The 25,154-nt window shown below is 65.1% G+C and carries 26 protein-coding genes and 2 pseudogenes; 12 read left to right on the top strand and 16 right to left on the bottom strand.

Going from position 1 to position 25,154, the window contains the following annotated elements; all coding sequences use genetic code 11:
* Positions 1 to 269: 269 nt before the first annotated feature.
* Complete coding sequence (locus LXB15_RS11505) at positions 270 to 1,217, bottom strand: LysR family transcriptional regulator (RefSeq protein ID WP_233948593.1); 948 nt, start codon at positions 1,215 to 1,217, stop codon at positions 270 to 272.
* A gap of 162 nt (positions 1,218 to 1,379) precedes the next feature.
* Between LXB15_RS11505 and LXB15_RS11500 the strand changes: the two genes are divergently transcribed.
* Entirely contained in the window at positions 1,380 to 2,078 is a 699-nt protein-coding gene (locus tag LXB15_RS11500; RefSeq protein WP_233948592.1) for a type 1 glutamine amidotransferase domain-containing protein, read from the top strand.
* A 142-nt stretch (positions 2,079 to 2,220) separates the two neighbouring features.
* Here LXB15_RS11500 and LXB15_RS11495 read toward each other — a convergent pair whose 3' ends face one another.
* From LXB15_RS11495 to LXB15_RS11475, 5 genes are all read right to left on the bottom strand, one after another.
* Positions 2,221 to 3,234: a zinc-dependent alcohol dehydrogenase family protein gene (locus tag LXB15_RS11495; protein ID WP_233948591.1), complete on the bottom strand. Its 1,014-nt coding sequence runs from the start codon at positions 3,232 to 3,234 to the stop codon at positions 2,221 to 2,223.
* A 150-nt stretch (positions 3,235 to 3,384) separates the two neighbouring features.
* Positions 3,385 to 4,635 carry a DUF5996 family protein gene (locus LXB15_RS11490; RefSeq protein ID WP_233948590.1) on the bottom strand — a complete coding sequence of 417 codons (1,251 nt, stop codon included), beginning with the start codon at positions 4,633 to 4,635 and terminating at the stop codon, positions 3,385 to 3,387.
* A 48-nt stretch (positions 4,636 to 4,683) separates the two neighbouring features.
* Entirely contained in the window at positions 4,684 to 5,034 is a 351-nt protein-coding gene (locus tag LXB15_RS11485) for an ethanolamine utilization protein (RefSeq protein ID WP_233948589.1), read from the bottom strand.
* Between the two features lie 101 nt (positions 5,035 to 5,135).
* Positions 5,136 to 6,071 (bottom strand): pirin family protein, encoded by a 936-nt coding sequence (locus LXB15_RS11480; RefSeq protein ID WP_233948588.1) that lies wholly within the window; start codon positions 6,069 to 6,071, stop codon positions 5,136 to 5,138.
* A 142-nt stretch (positions 6,072 to 6,213) separates the two neighbouring features.
* Positions 6,214 to 7,107: a LysR family transcriptional regulator gene (locus LXB15_RS11475; RefSeq protein WP_233948587.1), complete on the bottom strand. Its 894-nt coding sequence runs from the start codon at positions 7,105 to 7,107 to the stop codon at positions 6,214 to 6,216.
* A 300-nt stretch (positions 7,108 to 7,407) separates the two neighbouring features.
* On the opposite strand from LXB15_RS11475, the gene LXB15_RS11470 reads away from it, so the two are divergent.
* The 11 genes from LXB15_RS11470 (at position 7,408) to LXB15_RS11420 (ending at position 17,690) form a co-directional block, all read left to right on the top strand.
* Positions 7,408 to 8,061: a hydrolase gene (locus LXB15_RS11470; protein ID WP_233948586.1), complete on the top strand. Its 654-nt coding sequence runs from the start codon at positions 7,408 to 7,410 to the stop codon at positions 8,059 to 8,061.
* A gap of 85 nt (positions 8,062 to 8,146) precedes the next feature.
* Positions 8,147 to 8,509 (top strand): nuclear transport factor 2 family protein, encoded by a 363-nt coding sequence (locus tag LXB15_RS11465; RefSeq protein WP_233948585.1) that lies wholly within the window; start codon positions 8,147 to 8,149, stop codon positions 8,507 to 8,509.
* Positions 8,510 to 8,877: 368 nt separating this feature from the next.
* A complete protein-coding gene (locus tag LXB15_RS11460; RefSeq protein WP_233948584.1) occupies positions 8,878 to 10,467 on the top strand; it encodes an MASE4 domain-containing protein in 1,590 nt (529 codons plus the stop codon).
* Complete coding sequence (locus LXB15_RS11455) at positions 10,460 to 11,071, top strand: response regulator transcription factor (protein WP_233948583.1); 612 nt, start codon at positions 10,460 to 10,462, stop codon at positions 11,069 to 11,071. Before LXB15_RS11460 ends, LXB15_RS11455 begins: the two co-directional genes overlap by 8 nt.
* A 263-nt stretch (positions 11,072 to 11,334) precedes the next feature.
* Entirely contained in the window at positions 11,335 to 11,988 is a 654-nt protein-coding gene (locus tag LXB15_RS11450; RefSeq protein ID WP_183205786.1) for a hydrolase, read from the top strand.
* A gap of 68 nt (positions 11,989 to 12,056) precedes the next feature.
* Positions 12,057 to 12,986: an alpha/beta fold hydrolase gene (locus LXB15_RS11445; RefSeq protein WP_370640223.1), complete on the top strand. Its 930-nt coding sequence runs from the start codon at positions 12,057 to 12,059 to the stop codon at positions 12,984 to 12,986.
* 97 nt (positions 12,987 to 13,083) lie between these two features.
* On the top strand, positions 13,084 to 13,356 hold the full coding sequence (locus LXB15_RS11440) for a DUF1427 family protein (protein ID WP_233948581.1): 273 nt from the start codon (positions 13,084 to 13,086) through the stop codon (positions 13,354 to 13,356).
* Between the two features lie 10 nt (positions 13,357 to 13,366).
* Complete coding sequence (locus LXB15_RS11435; protein WP_233948580.1) at positions 13,367 to 15,319, top strand: amidohydrolase; 1,953 nt, start codon at positions 13,367 to 13,369, stop codon at positions 15,317 to 15,319.
* Between the two features lies 1 nt (position 15,320).
* Positions 15,321 to 15,773: a DoxX family protein gene (locus tag LXB15_RS11430; RefSeq protein WP_370640091.1), complete on the top strand. Its 453-nt coding sequence runs from the start codon at positions 15,321 to 15,323 to the stop codon at positions 15,771 to 15,773.
* Complete coding sequence (locus LXB15_RS11425; RefSeq protein WP_233948579.1) at positions 15,770 to 17,419, top strand: MFS transporter; 1,650 nt, start codon at positions 15,770 to 15,772, stop codon at positions 17,417 to 17,419. The genes LXB15_RS11430 and LXB15_RS11425 overlap by 4 nt, the downstream gene beginning before the upstream one ends.
* Before the next feature lie 106 nt (positions 17,420 to 17,525).
* Positions 17,526 to 17,690, top strand: a complete 165-nt coding sequence (locus LXB15_RS11420; RefSeq protein WP_233948578.1) for a hypothetical protein — start codon at positions 17,526 to 17,528, stop codon at positions 17,688 to 17,690.
* A 52-nt stretch (positions 17,691 to 17,742) separates the two neighbouring features.
* Here the strand turns inward: LXB15_RS11420 and LXB15_RS11415 are convergent.
* From LXB15_RS11415 to LXB15_RS11370, 10 genes and pseudogenes are all read right to left on the bottom strand, one after another.
* Positions 17,743 to 17,943 (bottom strand): annotated as a pseudogene (locus tag LXB15_RS11415) (NAD-dependent epimerase/dehydratase family protein); the annotation flags it as partial.
* Between the two features lie 197 nt (positions 17,944 to 18,140).
* Positions 18,141 to 19,046, bottom strand: a complete 906-nt coding sequence (locus LXB15_RS11410; protein ID WP_233948577.1) for a sigma-70 family RNA polymerase sigma factor — start codon at positions 19,044 to 19,046, stop codon at positions 18,141 to 18,143.
* Positions 19,033 to 19,497 (bottom strand): carboxymuconolactone decarboxylase family protein, encoded by a 465-nt coding sequence (locus tag LXB15_RS11405; protein WP_233948576.1) that lies wholly within the window; start codon positions 19,495 to 19,497, stop codon positions 19,033 to 19,035. The genes LXB15_RS11410 and LXB15_RS11405 overlap by 14 nt, the downstream gene beginning before the upstream one ends.
* Before the next feature lie 125 nt (positions 19,498 to 19,622).
* Positions 19,623 to 20,036, bottom strand: a complete 414-nt coding sequence (locus LXB15_RS11400) for a cupin domain-containing protein (RefSeq protein WP_370640222.1) — start codon at positions 20,034 to 20,036, stop codon at positions 19,623 to 19,625.
* A 443-nt stretch (positions 20,037 to 20,479) separates the two neighbouring features.
* Positions 20,480 to 20,872 (bottom strand): annotated as a pseudogene (locus tag LXB15_RS11395) (chromate transporter); the annotation flags it as partial.
* Positions 20,873 to 21,063: 191 nt separating this feature from the next.
* Positions 21,064 to 21,486, bottom strand: a complete 423-nt coding sequence (locus tag LXB15_RS11390; protein ID WP_255696853.1) for a GNAT family N-acetyltransferase — start codon at positions 21,484 to 21,486, stop codon at positions 21,064 to 21,066.
* Positions 21,487 to 21,818: 332 nt separating this feature from the next.
* Complete coding sequence (locus tag LXB15_RS11385) at positions 21,819 to 22,349, bottom strand: VOC family protein (RefSeq protein WP_233948573.1); 531 nt, start codon at positions 22,347 to 22,349, stop codon at positions 21,819 to 21,821.
* Between the two features lie 114 nt (positions 22,350 to 22,463).
* Positions 22,464 to 23,312, bottom strand: a complete 849-nt coding sequence (locus LXB15_RS11380; protein ID WP_233948572.1) for an alpha/beta fold hydrolase — start codon at positions 23,310 to 23,312, stop codon at positions 22,464 to 22,466.
* A gap of 42 nt (positions 23,313 to 23,354) precedes the next feature.
* On the bottom strand, positions 23,355 to 24,185 hold the full coding sequence (locus LXB15_RS11375) for an oxidoreductase (RefSeq protein ID WP_233948571.1): 831 nt from the start codon (positions 24,183 to 24,185) through the stop codon (positions 23,355 to 23,357).
* Complete coding sequence (locus LXB15_RS11370) at positions 24,182 to 25,081, bottom strand: NAD(P)-dependent oxidoreductase (RefSeq protein WP_233948570.1); 900 nt, start codon at positions 25,079 to 25,081, stop codon at positions 24,182 to 24,184. Before LXB15_RS11370 ends, LXB15_RS11375 begins: the two co-directional genes overlap by 4 nt.
* Positions 25,082 to 25,154: the final 73 nt, after the last annotated feature.

Below are 25,154 nucleotides of genomic sequence, written 5' to 3'. Positions count from 1 at the left end.
AGACGGTCACGCGTCCGACGGTCCGTCGACAGCGTTCCGCGCAGGGCCGCCCTCGGCCGCGCGAAAGGACGGCCTTGGTCGTAATGATCCATCCGCCCCTTCGCCGTGCCGCCGGTCCGGCCTGCTGCCTACGCGCTGCGGTCGCGCGACTCGTTCAGCGACCAGCCCGGATACTCGATCGGCAGACAGCTGACGGCATCCAGTTCCGCCTTGGCGAAGCGGCGCCCGGACCTTCCGAGGGCCGAGGCTGCGGCGGCCGGGCGATGAGGCTAACCGCCCGTCGCCTGCTGCGGAGACGACGGTCGAACCCCGGATCCTTTCGGAAGCGATCGCGCCACGTCGACGACGACGGCACGGAGCCGACTGTGCGCCGGATCGTGACGATAGCGCACATGCCAGGCCATCTCGACGGGAAAGGTCCCGAGATCGACGGGAGGCTCGAGCACCTTCAAGCGTGGATCGTGTTGGAGGCCTCGGCAGATCAGCATGGGCAGCGTCGCGCAGTAGTCGGTGACGGCGATCATCTCGGGAACTGCGAGGAAATGCGTGACGGAAACGGCGACCTCCCGCTTCAGCTTTTGCTGCTCCAGTGCCTGGAAGAGGCCAGCCCGGATGCGACCGGGCGGCAGCACGTTGACGTGCTTCAGGCTTTCGAACTGGTCACGTGTCAGGCTCTCACCGACGTTCGGGTGGTCGGCGCGCAGGATGCAGGCAAGCCCGTCGTCCATCAGGTGCTGAACGACGAGATTGTCGGGCGGATCGACGATCCTTCCCAAGGCCATCGCCGTCGAACCCGAGACCACACCGGTCTCGGCGATATCGTTGCCGAAGGGCGTCATGCGAAGCTTGACGCCGGGAGCCTGTGCCCGAAGCCGTGCAACGAGCACCGGCATCAAGACGAGTTCCACGTAGCTGTTGGGCGCGATCAGGAACGACCGCTCTGCCTTGGCCGGGTCGAATTGCTGCTGATGGACGATCACCTCATCCAACTGCGCCAGCGCGGCCTCGATCGCCGGGGAGATCGCCTCGGCAAGCTGCGTCGGTGTAATCCCGTATCTTTCGCGGATGAACAGCGGATCGCGGAGCGTCTCCCGCAGGCGGTTCAGAGCGTTCGAGAGCGCCGGTTGGGTCATGCCGAGGCGGTTGGCGGCGCGCGTGACGCTCCGCTCCTGCATCAGGGCCACGAAGACGGGGAGCAGGTTGAGATCGTACTTCATCAAGATATAGCTCGCATGAATATCTAAAATCCAAGAAGTAAATTTCTTGAATGTCTCATCTGGCCCCATCTTCCCGACATCGAAAGGCCGATGCAGGGCTGATCGCCGTTGCCGAGGGCGGCGACGATCGATCAGGGCGCGGCATCATCAAAGGAGACGACGATGAAAATTCTCATGGTACTGACGTCCCACGACCGGCTCGGTGATACCGGCAAGAAGACTGGCTTCTGGCTGGAGGAACTCGCGGCGCCCTACTACGTCTTCAAGGACGCCGGCGCCGAGATCACGCTTGCCTCGCCGAAGGGCGGCCAGCCGCCGCTCGATCCGAAGAGCGACGAGCCGATGTTCCAGACCGAGCTGACGCGGCGCTTCACCGCCGATAAGGATGCCAATGCCCAGCTGGCTGCGACCGTACGCCTCGACGGCGTCGACCAGGCCGATTTCGACACGGTGTTCTATCCCGGCGGGCACGGACCGATGTGGGATCTGGCAGAGGACGAGAATTCGATCCGCCTGATCGAATCCTTCGTCGCGGCCGGCAAGACGATCGCGCTGGTCTGTCACGCACCGGGCGTTCTTCATCGCGTCAGGAATGCCGACGGCACGCCCTTCGTCGAGGGCCGCCGCGTGACCGGCTTCACCAACAGCGAAGAAGAGGCGGTCGGCCTGTCGAAGGTCGTGCCGTTCCTGGTCGAGGACGAACTCGTGAGCCTCGGCGCGGTGTACTCCAAGGTGAAGGACTGGGGCGTCCACACGGTGGTGGACGGCCAACTCATCACCGGACAGAACCCGGCTTCGTCCGCCGAGGCTGCAGAAGCGCTCATCACCGCCTTGGGGCGGGCAGAAGCGAGAGCTGTCTGAACCGCAGGCCGGCATCGCGAGCCGTCGCCGACAGGCGGCGGCTACGCCGAAGATCGGAGCGGCTGACCGGCCTCAGCCCGACGTCTCCTTATGGCCGGTTCGTAAGAAAACTTCCCACATTGCAAAAGCGGGGTGGTCCATCTCATCCAAGGATCGGCTGCGTGGGAAGCTCGACGGTCTGGCCCACAACGTCGATCGCCACCTTGCCTCGAAGCCCACGGGAGCTTCCAGCTTCGAGCAATTCATGCGCTTCGCCGATGCGAGCCAGAGGTAGCACCGCGCCGATCACCGGCTTGATCAGGCCGCGTCCGACGAGATTGGTCAGTGCGTCGAGCTTGCCGCGGTTCTGCCGGGTGAACACGAAATGGTAGGCGGCATTCTTGCCCCACGCCTCGATCAGGTTTTGCGGCTGTGCGATGTCGACGATGCTGACCACCCGTCCGGCATCCGCAAGCGCGAGCGGGCTTTTCGTCAGGGTGTCGCCGCCGATCGTATCGAACACGACGTCCACCCCATGCCCCTGCGTCAGGTCCGCCACGGACGAGACGTAGTCGTCGGCGGTGTGGTCGATGACCTCGTCCGCTCCCAGCGAACGGACGAATTCATGGTTGCTGGAGCGCGCTGTCGTGATGACCCGCGCGCCCATCGCCTTGGCAAGCTGGATCGCCACGGTGCCCACACCGCCGGCGCCACCGTGGATCAGGATCGTTTCATGGACGGCAAGCTGGGCGCGGGTCACCAGCGCTTCCCAGATCGTGCCCCCGACCAGCGTCAGGCTGGCGGCCTCCAGATGGCTGATATTGCGCGGCTTGCGGGCGATCAGATCGACATCGGCAACATGCTGCTCCGCATAAGAGCCGGGGCCGCCGAAGATTTTGGGCGTGTAGTAGACCTCGTCGCCGATCTCGAACCCGCTCACGTCCGGCCCCTTTTCCTCCACGACGCCGGAAACGTCGTGACCGATGATCGCGGGGAGCGGCACGTAGTCGACATAGTCGCCACGGCGGATCTGATAGTCCAGGGGATTGATGGCTGTGGCGTGGACGCGCACCCGCACCTGTCGCGGTCCGACAGCCGGTACGGGAACCTCGCGCAGCGCGAACGCATCGTAGCTACCGAAACGTTCCAGGACGACCGCCTTCATTGTGTCGGTCACGATCTCACCTCATCAAATCCGATCGATGGCAGGCTCCTTCAGAGCACCTGCCCATCGTTGTCCTGATTTTACGTCCGGCGACGTTCCCGGGAGCCGCGGGCCGGCCGATCAGGTGGCGCCGACCGGCGCCACGATCCGCCGCCACCCTCCTCACCGGCGCACCACGTCCTGCCATTCCGGGTGGCGGCCGATCTGCGCCTTCGCGAAGGGGCAGAGCGGCATGATCGTGATCCCGTCGCGGCGGGCGTCCTCGATCGCCTGGCGCACCAGTCGCTCGCCGACCTTGCGGCCGCGCAGGGCCGCGGGCACTTCCGTGTGGTCGATGATGATCAGGCCTTCGCCGGCGCGGCTGTAGGTCATCTCTGCCTCCACGCCGTCGACGACGAGGCGGTAGCGTCCCTTCGACGCGCCATCCTCCCGCTCGACCGTCTCGTGGCCGGTCGATGCCGCAGGCATGACTGTTTCGGCGTCGGGCCGGCGGACCTGCCGCGGCACTCCGTGCGCGCATTCGAGGAGGTCGCGGTCCCAGCCGCCCAGGTCGGCGGCGGCCTCATAGGTCGAGACGAGGAACGCCATCAGCGCCTCGTCGGGATCGGCCGCCGTCCGCACCGCCTCGTAGGGCAGCATGAACTCCGACAGGCCGTCGTGCCAGAATGCGGCATCGGGCCGGACCGCCGCCGCCCGGTAGCCGGCCGGCGCCGGATACGCGTAGGCGTAGAAGGCCGGATAGTCGATGCCGTTGCCACCCGGCCAGAAGCCCGCCGAGGACACCTCGCGGTCATAGGCCTCCTGCGCCACGTCGTCGGGGAGGGCAGGAATGCCGGCCGGATGCAGCGGCGCGCGCCGGCCGGAAAACCGGGTCAGGGCGAGGTCGAGAGCGCCCCAGAACAGGTGGACGGGGCTGGACTTGCCGAGGAAGGAGGTCCGGAACCTGTTGAACACCCTGTCGGCCGCCACCAGGGCCTGATGGTAGCGCTGCACGGCTTCGCGGTCGTAGGGCCGGTCGCGATCATCCTCGGCGAACGGGACAGGGTGCGGCACCTCGTTCGGCGAGCCGTGGAAAGTCGGCGTGCCGCCGAGTTCGGTGATCAGGCTGACGAAGCTGGTATGGAATGTCGCGACCGTCATCGGCCCGAGGTCGAATGCTCCCCGGCGGCCGTTGCCGCAGGTCCCTACGACCTTGTGCTCGCGCAGGTCGAACAGGATCTCGATGCCCGGGCCGTCGGGAATGGGCGATGAGGCGAGACCGTTCGGCGTGACGTAGAAGGTCGCGTTCCACGAATGGTTGAGCCATGGCGTGTGGGCGAGCCGGTATTTGCCGGCGATCTGGAGGTAGAGATGCAACGCTGAACACGTCTCGCGCCAGCTGAGGTAATCGAGGTCGGGCCACTTGTTCATCATCTCACGGTCTCCATCCTGTGTCTGCTCGAGGGTACGGCCGTCCTGCAATCAGGCATCAGGCTGCTGCCAATGAGGGTAGGTGACGTAGGCGGTCACGACCTCGTCGTCGTGGGAGCGGATCGTCACCTTGTCCCCCTTCTGCATGGCGATGATCTCACCGGGACCTGCCGTCACCGCTCCGTGCGCGTCGGAAACTGTGATGTTACCCGAGAGGATCACCATCGTGTCGTGAACGGCCATGGTCTCCTCCAGGATCTGGTTCGGCCCGTAGCGCCCGAACCCGATCGTCACCGGCCCGCCGTGCCGCTGATCGAGGACATTGCCGGCAAAAATGTCGCCGTCCTGTCCGGGCGAGCGTTCCAGGGATGCGTCGGCGAAAGCAAATTTGTGAACGGGCATAGTGCTTTCCTTTCGGATCGGATGAGGTGCCGGTGAGGCAATCCTGCCCGAGCTTCCGGCCGGGCAACGGCTGAAATGCGCCCTGGCCGGGCCCTGCAGCTTCAATCCGGAAGGGGGATATGCTCGTTCCGGTCGTCGACGGGCAGATCGAAGCGTCCCTTGCCCCAGTTCGCGGCGCGCCACTCGGCCTTGGCGAGTTCGATGCGCTCCTGCGACGAGGCGACGAAGTTCCACCAGATGAAGCGCGGTCCGTCGAAGGTCGCGCCGCCGAGGATCATCATCCGGGCGCCCCGGTCGCCGGCAGCCACCGTGATGCGGTCACCGGGTCGGAACACCATCATCTGTCCGGCCTCGAATTCCTGTCCGGCGACCGAGATCGAGCCTTCGACGATGTAGATGCCGCGGTCTTCGTGGTTGTCCGGCATCGGCAGCCGGCTTGCCGGTTCAAGTCTTACGTCGGCGTAGAACGTCTCGGAGAGCATCTTCGCGGGCGCGACCTCGCCGAAGGCGTTTCCGAGAATGAGCCGAACCGAGACGCCGCGGTCTTCGATGACGGGCAGCGTCTCCTTGCCGTGATGCTCGAAGCTCGGCGCGACATCCTCGTGGCTCTCCGGCAGGGCCAGCCAGGTCTGGATGCCGAAGAGGCTGTTCGGACCGGTCCGCGCCGTCGCCGAGGTGCGCTCCGAATGGGTGACGCCGCGACCGGCGACCATCCAGTTCAGGGCGCCGGGGTTGATTATCTGGTCAGCGCCGGTGCTGTCGCGGTGATGGAAGTCGCCCTTGAACAGGTAGGTGACCGTGCCGAGGCCGATATGCGGATGCGGTCGGACGTCGACGCCCTGGCCGGTCAGCAGCTCGGCCGGTCCGGCCTGGTCGAAGAAGATGAACGGCCCGACCATCTGGCGCTTCGGCGCTGGCAAGGCACGCCGGACCTCGAATCCGCCGAGGTCGCGGGAGCGCGGGACGATGAGGGTCTCGATCGCGTCGACCCCGACCTCGTCGGGGCAACCAGGTTCGATTGCAGGGTTCCAGCTCATGCGCGTCGTCCTCTCTTGTCGGATCGCCTGATCCCACCGAAGGCTCGTGCTAATCGGCGGCCGCTCTGGCAGCTAGACCCACGATCCGCCAAGCTGTGTCGCAGAAAGCGGAACACCGGGACGGCGGCGCGACCGTCCATGACTAGCGCCCGACAGCCGCGAGGCGCGGATCTTCCTCAAGGCACTCGATCAGCAGTTCGGTCAGCACCCGTATCTTTCGCGAAGGATGGTTCCCCGGCGGCCGGACGACATAGGCGCCCGCCGAAGGCGGCGGGTAGCGTGTCATGATCGGCACAAGCGCGCCCGAGGCGACATAGGGATCGGTGACGCAATCGGGCAGCCAAGCGACGCCCAGTCCCGCGGCCGCCGCCGCCGCGAGCGCGACGCCGTTGTCGGCCTTGTAGCGCCCCTGTGGGTGGATGGTGACCACCTTGTCGCCATCCATGAACTGCCAGGTTTCGGTGCCTTGCATCAGGGCCTGGTGGCCGGCGATCTCCTCCGGCGCTTCGGGTGCGCCATGCGCCTCGATATAGGCGGGGCTGGCGAGAAACTTCCCGTAGATCGCCCCGACGCGCCTCGTCACGAGGCTGGAGTCCTGCAGATACCCGACCCGGATTGCGCAGTCGAAACCCTCCGCGATCAGATCGACGAAGCGGTCGCTGTAGGAGGAATGGATGTGAAGCCTCGGATGACGGCGCGCCAGTTCCGCCAGCACCGGGGCGAAATGCGTTGGACCGATGGTCAGCGGCATCGCGACCCGCAAGCGCCCCGTGAGGTCTCCGGCCGGCTGCAAGGTTTCCCTGGCCGCATCGATCTCGCTACTCACTCTGGCCGCATGGTCTCGAAACGCAGCCCCGGCTTCAGTGAGAGCCGCGCCGCGGGTGGTGCGCGCAAGAAGCTGAACGCCGAGCTCCGCCTCAAGCCTGACAAGCCTGCGGCTGACGATCGACTTGGACACACCAAGCCGACGGGCCGCAGCCGAAACACCCCCGGCGTCGGCGACTTCCACGAAGGCCCGCAAGTCTTCCGTGTCCATTCGGCGTTCCCCGTTTCGCGACACAGCTTGGCAGGATCAGGTCCTACCGCATCACCGATGGAGGTGTCAGTTTCCGACTCCGCCGGGGCAGGCCGGCGGTCACCCGTTTCCGAAGGCCGTTCAGCGATTGCCGCCGCAGCCTTTCGAAGAAACCGAACGAACTCAAGTCTTCGCTCAGCGACGAACCCGATTGGGAGCAAGAACGGCACCAGGGGGGCAGGACCTGCACCGCAGCGCCCAGGAGCATCCAGTAATTTCGCGCAGCCGACGAGCGCTTCCCATGATATCCAGGAGACCGGAATGACTTTTCGTAATGGACTTGCCTCGCTTCTTCGCCCCGAGGATTCCGTACTGGTCCTGATAGACCATCAGCCCTACCAGCTGGCGAACCTGAACAGCCACGATCCGCACATGGTGGTGAACAACACGACCGCGCTCGCCAAGGTCGCAAAGGTGTTCGGCGTTCCGACGATCCTGACCAGCGTCGTCGCCGCCCGCGGCGGCGTCATCTTCCCGCATGTCACGGAGGTCTTCCCCGACAATGAGGTGATCGACCGGACTTTCATCAACACCTGGGAGGATCCGAAGGTCGTCGATGCCGTCAAGGCGACGGGCCGCAAGCAGCTGATCATCGCCGGCCTGTGGACCGAGATCTGCGTGGCTATGCCCGCAATCCAGGCAGCGGGGGAGGGCTGGGACGTGACGGTGATCACCGATGCGTCGGGCGGCACGTCGCTCGAGGCCCACGAGGTCGCGATCCAGCGCATGATCGCGGCTGGCATCAACATGATGACCTGGCTGGCCCTGGCTTCCGAATGGCAACGCGATTGGGCCCGGGCCGAGACCGCGACCGAACTGAACGACGCCCTCAAGTACCACATTGGCGGCAGCGCCATCGCCTATCTGTGGGAGCAGCAACTGCTCAACACGCCGGTTCCGAGCCCGGCGGGCTGATTGGAGAGGGGATGGCGAGGCGACCCGGAGCGGTTCCCGCCTCGTCATCCATGGCGCCGCCCGGAGCTACTCGAAGGAGAGACGGATGGATTTCGAGAAACTCATGCAGGCCAACCTTGAGCTGGTGTTCGGCGAACGCGACCCCGCACGGCGCACCTCGGCGATACGGAACATCTACCATGAGGATGCAGAGCTTCACGAACCCGAGCGCTCGGTGCGGGGGCACGCAGCGATCTCTCAGGCCGTGTCGGACCTTTTGCTGCATCTGCCGCCGGATTTCGTGTTCACGGCGTTGAGGCCGGCATCCGGCCACCACGGTGTCGGCCGCCTGCAGTGGCGGGCCGGCCCGGCTGGAGGTCCGATTGCGGTCACGGGTACGGACGTCGCGCATGTCGACGGCGGGCTCATCCGAACCCTGCACGTCTTCCTCGACCAACCGGATGCGTGAAAGCTGATGACGCGTTGAGCCGAGATCGCTGTTCGCCATGTGGCCGGCAGCGGGATCAAGCATCTGTTTTCCAAACTGCCGCCGTGCTGCGGTCAGACCGTCCAGCATCTCCGAGACTTCAGGCGTTCATTGCCGATCGGGTCCGCGCATCAACTGCGACAGCCCGGCGGCCAACATCCCCGCGTCAGCCTTTCCGAGGTCGCATATCGCTGCTCATCGCGGGGCATCATTCCGGATCGATGCCTGCCGTGGCCAATTCACTAGACAGCCCGCTGTTTTCCCGATCATGACTGGCGGAAAGGCGGTTGGAACTCGGTCTTCTTGCGTTCCGTGCCGCTGCTTAGCGTGACGACAGTATGAGGCGATCGATGTCGGTGCGATCCGAGCAACGCCTGGTATCGACGTCCCTGCCCACCCATGGGCAGTTGACGCTGATGTTCGCCATTGTCGTCGTGCTGATCGTCGTGCTTGGCGCCACAGCGCCGCTCGCAAATCATCCGACATCCGGAACGGAAGGCTTTCTGCCTGCCTATGCGGGAGCCGTCTGCGTGATCGAGATCACGACGGCGACACTCCTGCTCGCGACCTTCCGCGTGCAGCGTTCGATAGGCTTGCTTTTCCTCAGCTTCGGATACCTCCTTTCCGGAGCCCTCCTGCCGCCTTGGGCGCTGACCTTTCCCGGCATCTTCGACGCCGTGGGTTCCGGCGATAACCTTCAGGCGACCGCATGGATCGCGGCGATCCGGCGTATCGGATTTGCCCTGGCCGTCTTGGGTTTCGCAGTCGGCAATCCCGAGCGGAAGGCCGCCTCTCCACGCCGTTGGATGGCCTGGAGCCTCGCGGCGGTGACGGCATGCCTCGCGGCCAGCCTCTGGATCGCGTTGCACAAAGCGGACGGACTGCCATCCCTGATGGCCGACGAACGGGTTCCCGCCGGGGGGTGGGATTACGTGCCGCCGATGACGATCGCTCTCTATGTCCTGGGCATCCTCCTGCTGCTTCGCCGTCGGCACTCGGCACTCGATATCTGGATGGCGGTGGTCTTGTTCTCGTTGCTGGGGGAGATACTCCTGCTTTCCTATTGGGCGGAGGGCGTCCGACTGAGCGTCGGCTGGTGGTCGGGGCGGATCATCGGCCTGGTTGCCGCGGCGATCATCCTCGTGGTGCTGCTGGCAGAGACCGCCGGGAACTACCTTCGCCTCGCGGAAGCGGCGGCTCTCGATCTGCGCTCGCGGCGCAATCGGATGACCGCGATGGAAGCGCTTTCGGCCTCGATCGCGCACGAGATAAACCAGCCGCTTTCCAGCATCGTGACGAACGCGGATGCGGGGCTTCGCTGGCTCAAGCGCGACAACCCGGACATGGCGCAAGCGGCGGCGGCCCTGTCGCGTATCGTCGACGATGGGCATCGGGCCGGCAAGGTCGTCTCCGGCATCCGGACGATGTTCCTGAAAGGAGTGCAGGAACGAGCCGCGGTCGACGTTCGGCGCGTGATCGACGACGCGGTTTCGCACTGCCAGTCGGAGTCGGTCCGCCCGATCGACATCAGGCGCGTCTATCCGGCGGAGGGCATCGAGGTGAACTGCAACGCCCTGCAAATCCTCCAGGTCTGCATCAACCTCATCGAGAACGCTGCCGATGGTCGTGACGGCGGGCACGAGGCCGACAGGCGCCTGACGATATCCGTGCGCCGCCGCGAGCCGGGGGAGGTCGAAATCGCTTTCGCCGACAACGGCCCGGGCGTTCCGGCCGCCCTTGCAGACAGGGTCTTCGAGCCGTTTTTCTCCACAAAGGCAGATGGCATGGGCATGGGGCTGATGTTCTGCCGAAGCGTCGCCGAGGCCCATGGTGGAAGACTATGGCTCTCGTCGAACAAGCCCCGGGGGGCCATCTTCCATCTGACGCTTCCCGCCCCCAACTCCGCCACCGCGGTCTCCGGGAGACAAGCCGATGACTGACGACGCGACGATCTACGTGGTCGACGACGATGCCGGTATCCGTTCTTCGCTGGAAAGCCTGCTGACCTCGGTGGGTTACAGCGTCCGTACCTTCGCGTCTGTGGAGGCGTTCTCGCGGACTCCCATCGACGCCTCGGTCGCCTGCCTGATCCTAGACGTCCGGCTGAAGGGGCGGAGCGGACTGGAGCTTCAGCGGGAATTGGCGCGCAGCGCACCGGACGTGCCGATCATCTTCATCACGGGACATGGTGACGTGCCGATGTCCGTCGCCGCCATGAAAGCCGGCGCGATGGAATTCCTGACCAAGCCGTTCCGGGAACAGGACATCCTCGATGCCGTCAATGCCGGGCTCGAGCGGTCGAGGGAACGCCGCGACCAGGAGCAGGCCTCTACGGCATTCCGAGAACGCCTTGGCGCCCTCAGCCCCCGGGAGCGTGAAGTCATGGAACTCCTGGCGACGGGGCTGATGAACAAGCAGGTCGCCCATCAGCTCGGGCTCAGCGAGGTGACGGTCAAGGTTCATCGAGCGCAGGTCATGCAGAAGCTGCAAGCTCGCAGCTTTGCGGATCTTGTCCGGATGGCGGATCGCGCCGCCGATCTCTGACCTCGCGCAGAGACAACGTCCAAGCGCGGAACGACCGGGCGGGTTACCGGAAGGTACAATTCGGCGATCCGAACGCACAATAGCGGCGGACCGGAAGCGGCCGCTAACGTCTTGGCATTCGACGGGACCGCAAGCGCGACGTTGAAGCCGGTTGGACGAGCACGAGCCGTCCGCAGGCAAGCATGTTCGATCAAACCAATCCGCCCTGGCGCGGCCGCTGGGCCACGTCCGCGCGAGCTGCCGCAAGGGCGCAAGGAGGGAAGATGGCGACCGCGACCGCGACCCCGAGCAAGACGCTTCTGGACCCGACCAACCATACGCTGATCATGATCGACTTCCAGTCGCAGATGGCTTTCGCGACCAAGTCGATCGACGCGGTTCTGCTGCGCAACAACGCCGCCCTGGTGGCGCATGGCGCATCCGGGTTCAAGGTTCCGACGATCCTCACCACGGTCGCGGAAAAGAGCTTCTCCGGGCCGATGTTCTCGGAAATCGTCGACGCCTATCCCGGTCAGGCGATGCTTGATCGCACGTCGATGAACACATGGGAGGATGCTCCCGTGATCGCCAGGGTCAACGAGATCGGGCGTGGCCGCATCGTCCTCGCCGGGCTTTGGACCGGGGTGTGCATCGTCGGCCCGGCGCTTTCCGCCCTCGATCAGGGCTTCGAGGTGTACTTCATCTCCGACGCCTGCGGTGACGTCTCCAGCGAGGCCCATGAACGCGCCGTGACGCGCATGGTCGAAGCCGGAGCCGTCCCCATGACCTCTCTCCAGTATCTGCTGGAGCTCCAGCGCGACTGGGCAAGATCTGAAACCTACGACCTCACCACCGGCATCGCCAAGAAGTTTGGCGGCTCCTACGGCCTCGGCATCATCTACGCCAAGACGATGTTCGGCGCCTCCGAAGGCCACTGAGGGAGCCCGACATGGCAAACCGGGAAGGAGAGCACGACCGCCTGATCCTGCCCACCCGCAGGACCGTGATGGAGCTCGGCGCGGCGGCGCTCGCCGCCTCCCTGGCCCTTCCGAGGCTGGCCGGAGCCACAGAAACAGTGACCGCAGAAGGAACCATGACGATGGCCTATGTCACCACCTCGGACGGTGTGGAAATCTTCTACAAGGACTGGGGTCCGAAGGATGCCCAGCCGATCGTCTTCCATCACGGGTGGCCGCTTTCGAGCGACGACTGGGATGCGCAGATGCTGTTCTTTCTGAGCAACGGCTACCGCGTCGTCGCCCACGATCGCCGCGGTCACGGACGCTCCGCGCAGGTCAGCGATGGCCACGACATGGACCACTACGCCGCGGACGCCTTCGCGGTCGCAGAGCATCTCGACCTGCGGAACGCCGTCCACATCGGACATTCGACCGGAGGCGGGGAGGTGGCACGTTATGTCGCCAGGCACGGGCAGCCGAGCGGCCGCGTCGCCAAGGCGGTGCTGGTGAGCGCGGTGCCGCCGCTGATGCTGAAGACCGAGGCGAACCCCGAGGGGCTTCCCATCGAGGTGTTCGACGGGTTTCGGGAGGGAACCGCGAACAACCGGGCTCAGATCTTCCTCGATGTCGCCGCCGGGCCGTTCTACGGCTTCAACCGGGAGGGCGCCGAGGTCTCCCAGGGCGTGGTGCAGAATTGGTGGCGGCAGGGGATGATGGGCAGCGCCAAGGCGCATTACGACGGCATCAAAGCCTTCTCCGAAACCGACCAGACGGAGGACCTCAGGGCGATCGATGTCCCCACGCTGGTCATGCACGGTGACGACGACCAGATCGTTCCGATCGCTGATGCGGCCCTGAAGTCGATCAAGCTGCTCAAGAACGGCACCCTCAAGGTCTACGCCGGCTATCCGCACGGCATGCTCACCACTCACGCTCAGGTGCTCAACCCGGACCTGTTGGCGTTCGTGAAGGGCTAAGTCCTCACAGAGGCGTTCCAAGGCGCTCCGCGGCGGTGTCGGCGGAGCGGCCACGGCGATTTCATACAGACGACGTCGAAGCCACGGGACCCCGGACATGAAGCTGTACCTCGCATCGCTGGGCGCAGGCCTCCTCGTCGGCGTCGTCTACAGCCTCCTCGCCGTACGGTCTCCCGCGCCGCCGGTGGTGGCGCTGATCGGACTGCTCGGCATCCTCCTCGGCGAGCAGATTGTGCCGGTCGCGCGGCAGATGATCGTCGGATGCGGATTTCGCGAAGCGGTCGATCAGGCTGGCTGCCGCGGTCACGTGTTCGGCGAACTTCCTGGCACGGCCATCAAGCAGGACTCCCAAATCCCGGACGCAGAATGAGGGTGCTCGGATGACCACGCGTCGCGACGTCATGATCGGAATGGCCGCGGCGGCGGCAGGGCCTCTAACGTCCCTCACGGCAGGAGCGCAGGGCATGGACCAGTATGCGGACCTCGTGCTTCGCGGCGGCAAGGTGACGACGCTCGACCGTTCGAATCCGCAGGCCAGCGCGATCGCGATACGAGAGGGCCGGTTCCTCCATGTCGGCGCGGACGACGAGGTCATGGCGCTGGCCGGGCCCCGAACGCCGACCGTCGACCTCGGCGGCCGCCGCGTCGTGCCCGGGTTGATCGACAGCCACATGCACATCATCCGGGGCGGGCTGAACTACAACATGGAACTGCGTTGGGACGGCGTCCGCTCGCTCGCCCAGGCGATGGAGATGCTGAAACGCCAGGTCGCCAGCACACCGCCGCCGCAATGGGTTCGCGTCGTCGGTGGTTTCACCGAGCACCAGTTCGCAGAGAAACGGCTGCCGACACTCGACGAGATCAACGCGGTGGCGCCGGACACGCCGGTCTTCATCCTGCACCTTTATGACCGGGCGCTCCTGAACGGCGCGGCCCTGCGGGTCGTCGGCTACACCCGCGATACGCCCAATCCTCCGGGAGGGGAGATCGTCCGCGACGGCGCCGGCAACCCCACCGGCCTCCTGCTGGCCCAGCCCAACGCGACCATCCTGTACTCGACGCTGGCGCAGGGACCCAAGCTGCCGAAGGAGTATCAGAAGAATTCAACGCAGCACTTCATGCGCGAGGTGAACCGTCTCGGGGTCACCGGCGTGATCGACGCCGGGGGCGGCTTCCAGAACTACCCGGACGACTACGCCATCATCGATGAACTGCATCGGGAGAACCTCCTCACGGTGCGCATCGCCTACAACCTGTTCACGCAGAAGCCGAAGGACGAACTGGCGGATTTCGCCCAGTGGTCCAGACAGGTCGTGCCGGGTCAGGGGGATGACTTTTACCGCGCGAACGGCGCCGGCGAGATGCTGGTTTATTCCGCTGCGGACTTCGAGGACTTCCGCGTCGAGCGGCCGGAGATGCCGCCCAGCATGGAGGCCGACCTCGAGCCGGTCATCCGGCTTCTGGCCGAAAACCGTTGGCCGTGGCGTCTCCACGCCACCTACGACGAGACGATCTCCCGTGCGCTGGACGTTTACGAGAACGTCGCGCGCGACGTGCCGTTCGAGGGCCTCAACTGGTTCTTCGACCACGCGGAAACCATCAGCGACTGGAACATCGAGCGTGTGGCAAGGCTCGGCGGCGGCATCGCCGTCCAGCACCGCATGGCTTTCCAGGGGGAATATTTCGTCGAGCGCTACGGAGAGCAGGCCGCCGGACGCTCGCCGCCCGTCGCCCGCATGCTCGAGATGGGGGTTCGTGTCGGCGCGGGCACCGACGCGACCCGCGTCGCCTCTTATAACCCGTGGGTATCCCTGGCCTGGCTTGTAACCGGCAGGACGTTGGGGAGCCTGACGCTCTACCCGTCCGCCAACCGCCTCGACCGCGAGACGGCTCTTCGCCTGTGGACGCACGAGAACACCTGGTTCTCGGGCGAGGTCGGAAAGAAGGGCCAGATCGCCGCCGGGCAGTTGGCCGATCTTGCGGTGCTGAGTGACGACTACTTCGCAGTCCCGGAGGAACGCATCCAGGACATTGCGTCCGTCCTGACCATTCTTGGCGGGCGCCCCGTTCATGGTGCCGACGAGTTCGCCGACCTGGCTCCCGACCTGCCGCCCCCGATGCCCGACTGGTCGCCTGTGGCAACCTTCGGGGGCTACCAGCAGCGCCGCGCCTCGCTCGGGACGAAATACGCCGAGATGGCGACAGGTTGCGGATGCGCGAGCCTCTGCTCCCTGCATGAACACGCCCACGCGGCTGCTTGGGGAGCATCCGTCCCGGTCGCGGACAATCGAAGCTTCTGGGGCGCTCTCGGCTGCGCCTGCTGGGCGGTCTGACGTGGCCGCGCCGTTCATCCTGACGCGCGCGGCCGATGGTGCAGGGCGGGCCGTGCATTCCCTCCTGTCCCGTCCGGTCGTCCGTTGGCTGGCGTTGCTCGGGCTCTGCTCCGCCTATCTTCAAGGGGGCTTGCAGAAGGCGTTCGACTGGCCCGGCGTCTTGGCCGAAATGCAACATTTCGGGCTGGAGCCGGCGCCTCTTTTCGCAGCGTGCACGATCGCGCTGGAACTCGTCGCGTCGATGATGGTGCTGGCCGGGATCTACCGCTGGCTCGGTGCGTTGGCGCTGTCGGCCTTCACGCTCGTTGCGACCCTGCTCGCGAACCGCTTCTGGGAGATGGCGCCGCCCGAGCGTTTTGCCGCCACCAACGCCTTCTTCGAGCATATCGGACTGATCGGCGCGCTGCTGCTGGTCGCGTGGTTCGACCTGGAACGCCAGGAGGCACCGCAGTGACGACCGTTCCCGCCGCCTCTGAATCGTCCCCGAGCACCTTCGCGCCGCTGCGCCATACCGTCTTCGCGGTCCTTTGGGCGGCGACCGTGATGGGCAACACCGGAACCTTCATGCGCGATGTGGCGAGCGGCTGGCTCGTCACCGATCTTTCGGCTTCCCCGGCCGCCGTCGCGGCGATCCAGGCGGCCGGCACGCTGCCGATCTTCCTGCTTTCGATACCCGCCGGCGTCCTGTCCGACATCCTCGACCGCCGACGCTTCCTCATCGCGATCCAGCTCATGCTCGGCGCCGTCAGCCTCACGCTTTGCATCCTCGCGCTGACCGGGCTGATGTCGGTTCCGGCACTCCTCTCACTGACGTTCGTCGGCGGGATCGGGGCGGCACTGATGGGCCCGACCTGGCAGTCCATCGTGCCCGAACTGGTTCCTCGCTCGGAACTGAAAGGTGCGGTGGCCCTGAACTCGCTGGGCATCAACATCGCCCGCGCCATAGGACCAGCGGTCGGCGGGCTCCTCATCGCCACCGTCGGGGCCGCGGTGACCTATGGTGTCGACGTGGTGAGCTACGCCCTCGTCATCGCCGCCCTTGTCTGGTGGAAGCGCGCGCCCGGCGTGGACGACGGCCTGGCCGAGAGCTTCGGGGGCGCCATGCGTGCGGGCTATCGTTATGCCCGCCACAGCCGGGAACTGCATGTCGTGCTCTGGCGCGCCCTGTTCTTCTTCGCCTTCGCCAGCGCCATCTGGGCGCTCCTGCCGCTGATCGCGCGTCAGCTTCTGGGAGGCGGCGCGTCATTCTACGGGCTACTGCTCGGCTCCATCGGAGCGGGAGCGATCCTGGGCGCAACGGTGTTGCCGCGGATACGGGCCAGTTTGGGCGCCGACGGGGTGATGCTCGGCGCAGCGCTCGTGATCGCGGCCGCATCGGCCACTCTCGCGCTCTCGCCGCCGCGGTGGTCCGCCGTCGTCATCCTTCTCGCGATGGGCGGGGCCTGGATCGCAGCCCTCACCACGCTCAACGCGACGGCCCAGGCGGTCCTGCCGAACTGGGTGCGGGGGCGGGGACTGGCCGTCTACCTCATGGTGTTCAACGGCGCGATGGCGGGCGGCAGTATCCTCTGGGGCCTGGTCGCGCAGGAGGTCGGCATCAAGTGGACGCTGCTGATCTCAGCATGCGCCCTCGTCGCGGCCGCCTTGTTCGCCCGTAGCATCCCGCTGCCTTCAGGGGACGATGACCTGGCACCATCCAATCATTGGCCCGAACCCGTCGTCGCGGCCCCGGTTGTCGGGGACCGGGGACCCGTCCTCATCCAGATCGAATACCGGATCGATCCGACCAATCGGGAACCGTTCCTCGCCGCGATCTCGAAACTCGCCAAGACGCGGTTGCGGGACGGGGCATTCAACTGGGGCATCACCGAGGATGCCGCCGATCCCAGCGTGTTCCTGGAATGGTTCATGACCGAGTCTTGGGCGGAACATCTGCGTCAGCACCGTCGCACCTCGCTGGCTGACATCGACATCCATTCGGAGGTCCGACGCTTCCAGGTGGGTGAGCACGACCCGAGCGTCCGGCACTACCTTGCTGCAACGCCCGGCTCCGGCAAGGTCGCGCTTGCCGGCGATCCGCCGTTCGGGGACCCTGTCTGACGGGCAGCCGGAAGTTAACCGAAAAGACATAATCGGACGTTGTCGCCATCACCGCGCGAGCGAAATGGTGTCCAGATGCCTATCAAAGAGCGATAAGAGCGGGGTCATGAGCGTGGCCCATCGCACGATCTCAGCGACGAGCCCCCGTTCGCAGATTCACTCGCGGGCTGGCGTGCGCGGCGGCGCTGATGCCGACCGCACCGCTCCCGCCGAGGCGACCTATCGGACGCCGCGCAAGGGCAGCTTTTCGACTGCTTTGCCCGAAAGCTGAACGTCTGCTTACGGCCCCTTCCGGCAATCGGAAATTATTCCTGATTTCGGTCGGCCGCGTCCTCGAAGGAGGGCGAGTTTGAAACGTCGACCACGACATCCGCGCCCTTCAACGCATCGGCCAGTCCTGCGCCCGTCGTAGGGTCGATGCCGCGGCTCGGCGACGCGACGAGCGGCTGATGACCGCGTGCAGCGAGCCGTCGGACGACCTTGCTTCCGATGAGGCCGCTGCCTCCGATCACAACGATCTTCATGTGGAACTCCGAGTTCGGGGTGAAGGGGGCAAGCCGCGTCGTACGCCGGAACGGCGTTCCAGTGTCGACCACTGCTGGAGACGGTGAAGGTCCGTCAGCCTCGATGGAGGGGAGGACCTCTTGGCTCACGACGCCCGCACGTGGAATGCGAATCCTTTTGTTGCGACCTAGGCGTTTCAAGCGTCAGCATCCGAATGTCATTGGGCGCGCCCTTGGTCATCGGGCACAGCCGCTAACCCTTGCGCGATGTGGCGCAGCTTGTCGGGATTGCGGGTAATGTAGATGCCCGTGATCTTGCCGTTCTCGATGGCGAGAGCGGTGGTCTGGAGGACCTTGCCCCGTTCGCGGCTCACGTATCCGGGCAGGCCGTCGATCCAGATCGGCTCGACCATGTCTGCCCAATCCACGCCGAACTTGCGGCGGAGGCCTTCGTACAGCCGCAGGATCTTTTCCAATCCGACAATGGGATTGAGGAAGGCGGAGACCTTCCCGCCGCCATCGGCCCGGAGCACGACCGTCTCGGCAAGCATGGCCTGAAGAGCCGCGACATCGCCGCTCGTGGAAGCCGCGAAGAAGGCGCGGGCAATCCTGTCCCCCTCCTCGCGTTCCACCGGGTAGCGGGGACGTGCCGTTTGAACGTGGCGCCGGGCCCGAACCGCGAGCTGGCGTACGGATGCCGACTCTCGGTCGAGGGTTGTCGCCACCTCATTCAGCGGCATGCCGAACACGTCGTGCAAGAGGAACGCGGCCCGTTCCAGCGGGGACAGTCTTTCGAGGGCCATCATTAAGGTCAGCGTCAGGTCGTCCTCGTCTACCTCGTCTTGTACGCCGTCGACGATGGGTTCTGGGAGCCAGGAGCCGACATAGGTCTCGCGACGGGCACGCGCCGACTTCATCTCGTCGAGGCAGAGCCTCGTGACGATGCGCGACAGGAAGGCTTCCGGAGTGGTCACCCGGCTCCGGTCGCTCGCCTGCCAGCGCATCCAGGCATTCTGAACGACGTCCTCGGCCTCGGCCCTTGAGCCCAGCATCCGATAGGCAAGACGCACCAGCCGCGGCCGGTGCGCCTCGAAGACATCGGTGCTGTCGTCAGGCAGCGGCACGGGACGCTTCCGCGGGATGCGGCTGACGGAAGCCGACCTGGAGGCGGTTCCAGACGTTGATCGTGCCGATCGCGAACGTCAGGTTCACCTGCTCGACCTCGGTGAACTGCGCCTTGAACAACTCGTAGTCCGCGTCCGGAGCGCCTGTCTCGGATATCCGGGTCAGCGCCTCCGTCCATGCCAAGGCAGCGCGCTCGCGGTCCGTGTAGAGGGAGGACTCCCGCCATGCGCTCAGCATGTACAGACGCATCTCCGTTTCTCCATGCGAGCGAAGGTCGGTCGTGTGCATGTGGATGCAGAACGCGCATCCGTTGATCTGCGAGGCCCTGAGCTTCACAAGTTCGAGGAGGTAGTGCTCGAGTCCGCTGGAGTGCAGCGTCGTCTCAAGTGCCATCATGGCCTTTACGGCTTCGGGGGCAACCTTGAATGGGTTTTTGACGCGAGATGTCATTGTCGGTGTCCTTGATGAAGATGCGGGCTCTCTCACAAGACGAGGCCGCATCGGCGTTTGTGACATGGGGTGGGAAAAAGCAGCGAGTTCGGGCAGGGGAACGCCTCGACGTCACGCTCGCCTGGTCAGTGCGGAGTGATCGTCGTCAGCTCGGTTTCGTCGCTATCGACCACGAAGACGGCGAGGAGCTTCATCGGCTGCGTGTCGCTGGCATTGGCGCTGACGCCGTGGCGGTCGCCGGGCATCTCCGAGAAGTTATCGCCCGCCTTGTAGGTCACGACCGGACCATCGTTCACCTGGCTGCGGATGGCGCCTTCCAGCACTGTGGCATAAATGAACGCGGAGCTCGGATGCGTGTGGGCGGGAGACGACTGTCCCGGTCCATACTCGACCAGAAGGCCCTTCATGCTCTTGCCGGGCACGTTCGGCAGCGGCTGGTCGAACACGACGGAGATCTTCGCTCCGCCTCCGGTGGTATCATGCGCTGAGGCTGCGGGAGCACCCGTCAGCACAATGGCGATGAGGAGTAGTTTCTTCAACATGGTGGGATCTCGATCCGAAAGCTGGTGAATGCCCGCCACGGGATGCGGTTGGCTTCCTTGCTGTCAGCGAGACGTCAGCTTCATCGTGCTCGCTCGAAGATGAGACGAGACGGCGGTCCCGCGTTGTGACATCGGCTCGAAAGAAGTTCGGGAAACAGAGGGTTTCGCAGCGCGACCGAATGAGGCCGCTGCCGCTATTGAGCGGATCCGTGCGCAACTTTTCCAAAGTTCCGCTGATAGGTCGCCATCAATGTTGGCTGGAAGTCAGTTGGGTCGAGAACTGAACGGCGGCTTTTGTCGTCCGTGGCTCCGGACCGGACGGTCTCCCTTCGGCCCGTTCCGGCAATCAGAAATTATTTCCGATTTGGGTGGATTGCGGACAGGCAGCTTTCTGGCGTCGACGACCGGCAAGCGACCGCATGTTGAGCTTTTGAGCCGTCTCAGATCAAATCCCCTGCGAGATGCCAGAGCGCTCCCGCACCCGCGGCTCCCAGGAGAGTCGGCAGGATACCGATGTGGAGTCGGAACAGGGCGAGAGTGGCTGCGACAAACAGCAGGAGGGCGACGGGGTCGACGCTCGAAAGGATTGGAACATCAAGCGAAAGCGGACCCGTTTGAACTTCATCAACCTTTCGGAAGAGGACGTGCATCCCAAACCAGACGCCTAGGTTCAGGCTCACCCCGACCACCGCCGCCGTGATCGCCGCGAGAGCGCCGTAGACCGCCTGGTTGCCGCGCAGGCGCTCCATGAACGGCGCGCCGAGGAAGATCCACAGGAAGCAAGGCGTGAACGTCACCCAGGTCGAGAGCAACCCGCGGAGGGTGCCGGCGAGATAGCTGGCGACCCACGACCTCCGTCTCGCCGACAGGATCGCCCATCAAGTCGCATTCCTCGAGGACGGCGACATCGTCGAGCAGGGGCCGCCCGACCGGATGTTCCGCCATCCTTCGGATCCCAGGACGGTGCGCTTTGTCAGGACCCTTACGGGGACCTGAAGCGGACAATCCGCAAACCCTGACGGGATTAACCGACCGCTGTCCCGGATAAGCTAAGGTCGAGCCGCTTGCGCATGAACACGCGGCGAAAGCCGTCCTGTTCTGCGCGATCGTACTCCTCCCATCCCAGTCTCTCGTAAATCCTAAGGTTCTCGTGCATCAACTCGTTAGTGTAGAGGCGCAGCTCGTCGTAGCCGCCTTGGCGGGCATACGCTTCAGCATAGTCCAGGAGCCTTCTTCCGAAACTCCGGCCCTGATGTGCACGCCCGACCGCGACATTGCTGACTAGAACATGGTCGGCTTCCCGTCGCAGAACGATAAGACCTCCGACCTCCTCGTCCATCACCAGAACCCACACGCAACCGCTGCCGACAAGCCGCCCGTAGTCTTCGGTCATCGGTGCGGGCTCACGCCCCATGCGCTCCACATAACAGCCGTAGGCATCGTCCACTAAGGCTGTAATGGCGAGAACGTCTGAGTTGGTGGCGGAACGAACATGCGGTCGGGGCACGGTTTCATCCTGCCATCGAAAAGTCTCCGCATACTTTGATCAGCACGCGGACTAAGGCAATGATGCGATTGTGGTCGATGGGGCGCCGATGCAATGCCCGCTTGCGGCTGCCCTGTATTGGAGGCGTTGCCGCGACTTGGCTCCAGCGCTAGCCGGCAGCTTTTTCTGTCCATGGCCCTAGAAGGGGACGGTTTCCTTTCGACCGCAAGCGCCGAGTGCAAGTCTGTCGCCGTGGCAAGATGCCCGGCACCAGCAGGAGATTCCAGCTTAGCTTAATCGTCGTCCTGCCACCTGCGAAGATCAGTCTGGTCATGATACGCCATTTGGTCAGGCGTCGTGATGAATTCGATCGTCGTTCCCCACGGCATACGACAGTAGCAAACTTTGTTCCCGTGGCCTTTTTCAGTCTTGTAGGGGATAGCTCGCGGCCCGGTAAGCGCGGTGCCGCCGGCTTGTTCGAAGCGCTCTACAGCCGCATCGATATCGTCGGTGTAGACGCCGAAATGGGTGATGCCGAAGTCGCTCGCCCGGACGGGTTGCGCCTGTTCGGGCCCGTGCATCTCAAAGAGCTCGATGTCCGGCCCGGTCCCGATCTTCACCATCGCCTGTCCCCGCACGACCGTCCCCGGGAAGGCTCCCACCGCCCGCTCGAACTCGGGTCCCTGGCGCGGCGGATCGTTCGGCCCGAAGGACTGATAGATCAGTTGGCCGCCGAACGCCTCGATCAAGAATGCCGTTGCAGCTTCGATATCGGGCACGGTGATGCCGATATGATTGACGCCGCGTATCGTCGATGCGGTCATGATAGTCTCCTTTTTCTGGACAGGTTTGTTGCTGCGGACGGCCGGCTCTGAACCGGGCATCGTCCGACGCTTCCGGACGGATCGCGCCGTTGCGCGCCCGCAGGCGGGGCGTTCTCAACGGGCGGAAAGAAACCCGATCAGGGCGGAGGCGACCTCGTTCGGTCGCTCGTCCGGGACATAGTGGCTGCACCGTTCTATCGCGCCGCCGGTCACGTTGGTCGCGAACTCCTCGAGCATCGGTACCATGCGTGAGCCGAACCGCTGGTCGCCGCCCAGCGCCAGAACCGGCATATCGAGTGGTTGCTTCTTATATTCGAGCGCGGCCGCATGATCGGCATCGAGGCTGCGATACCATTCCATGCCGCCGCGTGTGCGCCCGGGAAGGGCCAGAGCCCTGGCATAGATGTCGATGTCGGCCGGATCATAGCTGTTATGGTCGTAGATCCGCTCCGCGATGAATGCAGATACATAATCATACTCGCGGCCGTAGATCAGACGCTCCGGCAGGTCCCGATTCATATGGAACGCGAAGTGCCACAGCCTGGCGACGGTCACTTCCCATTCGCTCCACCCCGGAAGCGGCACGTCGAGTATCGCCAAATGGGAAACCGCGTCCCGGTGCGTTGCCGCCAGCGCCAGTGCGACCATACCGCCGATGTCATGCCCGCATACCGCGTAGCGCTGATGCCCCAGCGCGTTCATGACCGCATGAACGTCATGCGCCAGCGTCGCCTTGTCGTAACCATCCAGCGGGCATTCCGAAAAGCCCGCACCGCGAAGGTCCACGGCGACCACGCTGAACCGCGCGGCCAGCAACGGCATGACATGGTGCCACTCCCACCAAGTCTGGGGGAAGCCATGGATCAGAACGATCGGCGGGCCCTCACCGCCGGTGACAGCGTTGATCTTGACGCCGTTCGCCGCGATCATCTGCTGGGTGAATCCGTTCAAAGCCGCGATCATGATTTTGCTCCGGAACAGGGGAATGCGGGCGAAGGTCGGCCTTCATGCCGGATCAAAATCCGTGTCGATCGCGATATCGCGCCACGCGTCCATGTCTGCCTTGAACGCCGCAAGCTTTCGTTCGGCGATCGCGTAAGCCACGGGGCCGAGCGGCAGATGCAGCGGCGGCTCATCAGCGTCGACCGCTTGCAGGATCACGGCGACCGCCTTGTCGGGATCGCCGGCCTGGCTGCCGTCGTTGGTTTCGCGGTAGCGTCGCCGCTTGCCGGAGCTCGCGGCATATTCGGGCATCTGCCTCGCCGCCATGGTGATCGACCGGCCGAGGAATTCGGTGCGGAAAGGGCCGGGTTCGACGATGATCACGCGGATGCCGAACGGCTGGAGCTCGTCCGCAAGGGCTTCCGACACGCCTTCGACCGCGAATTTCGCGGCGTTATAATAGCCGCTGCCACCGCCGCCGGCGATGCCCGCACCGGACGAGAAATTGACGATCGTCCCGCCGCGGCTTCGCAGAGCGGGGAGGGCCGCCTTTGTCGTTTCGATCAGGCCGAAAACGTTCACGTCGAACATCGGGCGATACTCGTCGGGCGCCCCTTCCTCGACCGCGCCATACAGGCCATAGCCGGCGTTGTTGACGAGGATGTCCAACCCGCCGAACGCCGCCTCGGCGCCTGCGACGGCCGAAGCCGCAGACGCGGCATCGGTCACGTCCAGCGGCAGCGCGATCATGCGGCCGCCATAGGCTGCGGCCATGTCCTCGATGGACCGGGGATCGCGTGCCGTCGCGACGACCTGGTCGCCACGATCCGCGGCGGCGATCGCCAGGCGCTGGCCGAAGCCGCTCGAACAGCCGGTGATGAGCCAGGTCTTCATGGGTGCTTCTCCTTTGTGGCCGCGGGTATCGGCGAAGGGTCGCCGCCGCTCATTGTGACGTCGGCCATGACCGACCAGTCCCGCTCGCCGAGCCCAGCCGAGACGGCCTCGCTCAATCGCTCCCGCACCGCGTCGAGCATCGGCAGGCTGCGTCCCGTCGCGCTGCCTGCCTCGGTCGCCAGTCGCAGGTCCTTGAGCCCGAGCCTGGCCTTGAAGCCTGGCTGGAACGCCCCTTCGGTGATCTGCGCGCTATAGCTTTCATAGGCGCGCCCGGCGAAGAGCGTCCCCAGGATCATCTCGAAGAATCGCGCGCGTCCAAGGCCGACGCTCTCGGTCAGTACGACGCCTTCCGCCATGGCCTCGATCGCCATGGCGATCATCATGTTGGCCGCGATTTTGGCCGCATTTGCCTGAGCCGGGATCTCGCCGAGCTGCCAGACCTTCCTGCCGAGCACGGCGAGCAACGGTTCGACGGCTGCGACGGCGTCCGCCTTGCCGCCGACCAGCACGTTCAGCTCACCCCTGGCGGCGACATCCGGTCGCCCCAGGACCGGCGCCGACACGAAGCCGATGCCGGCCTCGTCATGCCGCGCCGCGAGCTCTTCTGCGAAGGCGATAGAGATGGTGGAGGTGACCACATGGATCAGCCCGGCGCGTGCGCCATCGAGGAGCGCGCCCTCGAGCACCACCCCCCGGATCGCAGCGTCGTCCGACAGCATCGTGAAGACCACTTCCGCCTGAAAGGCTTCTTCGGGCCCGTCGACGATCGTAATCCCATGTGCTGCCTCCGGCTCCAACGCCGAGCGGTTCCACGCGCTGACATCGTGGCCGGCCTTGATGAGGTTGCGGGCCAAGGCCCTTCCCATGCTGCCTAGCCCGATGAAACCAATGTGCATCTTCTTCTCCGATCGAACGCCGAGGATCATTCGATACGGCGAAGTAGGCGTACATTTTCGTTGCGAGTACTGA

The sequence above is a fragment of the Aurantimonas sp. HBX-1 genome, from assembly GCF_021391535.1.
Classification (GTDB): Bacteria; Pseudomonadota; Alphaproteobacteria; order Rhizobiales; family Rhizobiaceae; genus Aurantimonas.
The sequence above is the reverse complement of the archived record's forward strand: the minus strand, read 5'-3'. Positions and strand labels throughout refer to the sequence as shown.

Excerpts from the sequence above, each read along its gene's own strand:
- LXB15_RS11505 (WP_233948593.1), bottom strand. The coding sequence starts at position 1,217 with ATGAAGTACGATCTCAACCTGCTCCCCGTCTTCGTGGCCCTGATGCAG.
- LXB15_RS11500 (WP_233948592.1), top strand. The coding sequence starts at position 1,380 with ATGAAAATTCTCATGGTACTGACGTCCCACGACCGGCTCGGTGATACC.
- LXB15_RS11490 (WP_233948590.1), bottom strand. The coding sequence starts at position 4,635 with ATGATGAACAAGTGGCCCGACCTCGATTACCTCAGCTGGCGCGAGACG.
- LXB15_RS11485 (WP_233948589.1), bottom strand. The coding sequence starts at position 5,034 with ATGCCCGTTCACAAATTTGCTTTCGCCGACGCATCCCTGGAACGCTCG.
- LXB15_RS11480 (WP_233948588.1), bottom strand. The coding sequence starts at position 6,071 with ATGAGCTGGAACCCTGCAATCGAACCTGGTTGCCCCGACGAGGTCGGG.
- LXB15_RS11475 (WP_233948587.1), bottom strand. The coding sequence starts at position 7,107 with ATGGACACGGAAGACTTGCGGGCCTTCGTGGAAGTCGCCGACGCCGGG.
- LXB15_RS11470 (WP_233948586.1), top strand. The coding sequence starts at position 7,408 with ATGACTTTTCGTAATGGACTTGCCTCGCTTCTTCGCCCCGAGGATTCC.
- LXB15_RS11465 (WP_233948585.1), top strand. The coding sequence starts at position 8,147 with ATGGATTTCGAGAAACTCATGCAGGCCAACCTTGAGCTGGTGTTCGGC.
- LXB15_RS11460 (WP_233948584.1), top strand. The coding sequence starts at position 8,878 with ATGTCGGTGCGATCCGAGCAACGCCTGGTATCGACGTCCCTGCCCACC.
- LXB15_RS11455 (WP_233948583.1), top strand. The coding sequence starts at position 10,460 with ATGACTGACGACGCGACGATCTACGTGGTCGACGACGATGCCGGTATC.
- LXB15_RS11450 (WP_183205786.1), top strand. The coding sequence starts at position 11,335 with ATGGCGACCGCGACCGCGACCCCGAGCAAGACGCTTCTGGACCCGACC.
- LXB15_RS11445 (WP_370640223.1), top strand. The coding sequence starts at position 12,057 with ATGGAGCTCGGCGCGGCGGCGCTCGCCGCCTCCCTGGCCCTTCCGAGG.
- LXB15_RS11440 (WP_233948581.1), top strand. The coding sequence starts at position 13,084 with ATGAAGCTGTACCTCGCATCGCTGGGCGCAGGCCTCCTCGTCGGCGTC.
- LXB15_RS11435 (WP_233948580.1), top strand. The coding sequence starts at position 13,367 with ATGACCACGCGTCGCGACGTCATGATCGGAATGGCCGCGGCGGCGGCA.
- LXB15_RS11420 (WP_233948578.1), top strand. The coding sequence starts at position 17,526 with ATGAGCGTGGCCCATCGCACGATCTCAGCGACGAGCCCCCGTTCGCAG.
- LXB15_RS11405 (WP_233948576.1), bottom strand. The coding sequence starts at position 19,497 with ATGACATCTCGCGTCAAAAACCCATTCAAGGTTGCCCCCGAAGCCGTA.
- LXB15_RS11385 (WP_233948573.1), bottom strand. The coding sequence starts at position 22,349 with ATGACCGCATCGACGATACGCGGCGTCAATCATATCGGCATCACCGTG.
- LXB15_RS11380 (WP_233948572.1), bottom strand. The coding sequence starts at position 23,312 with ATGATCGCGGCTTTGAACGGATTCACCCAGCAGATGATCGCGGCGAAC.
- LXB15_RS11375 (WP_233948571.1), bottom strand. The coding sequence starts at position 24,185 with ATGAAGACCTGGCTCATCACCGGCTGTTCGAGCGGCTTCGGCCAGCGC.
- LXB15_RS11370 (WP_233948570.1), bottom strand. The coding sequence starts at position 25,081 with ATGCACATTGGTTTCATCGGGCTAGGCAGCATGGGAAGGGCCTTGGCC.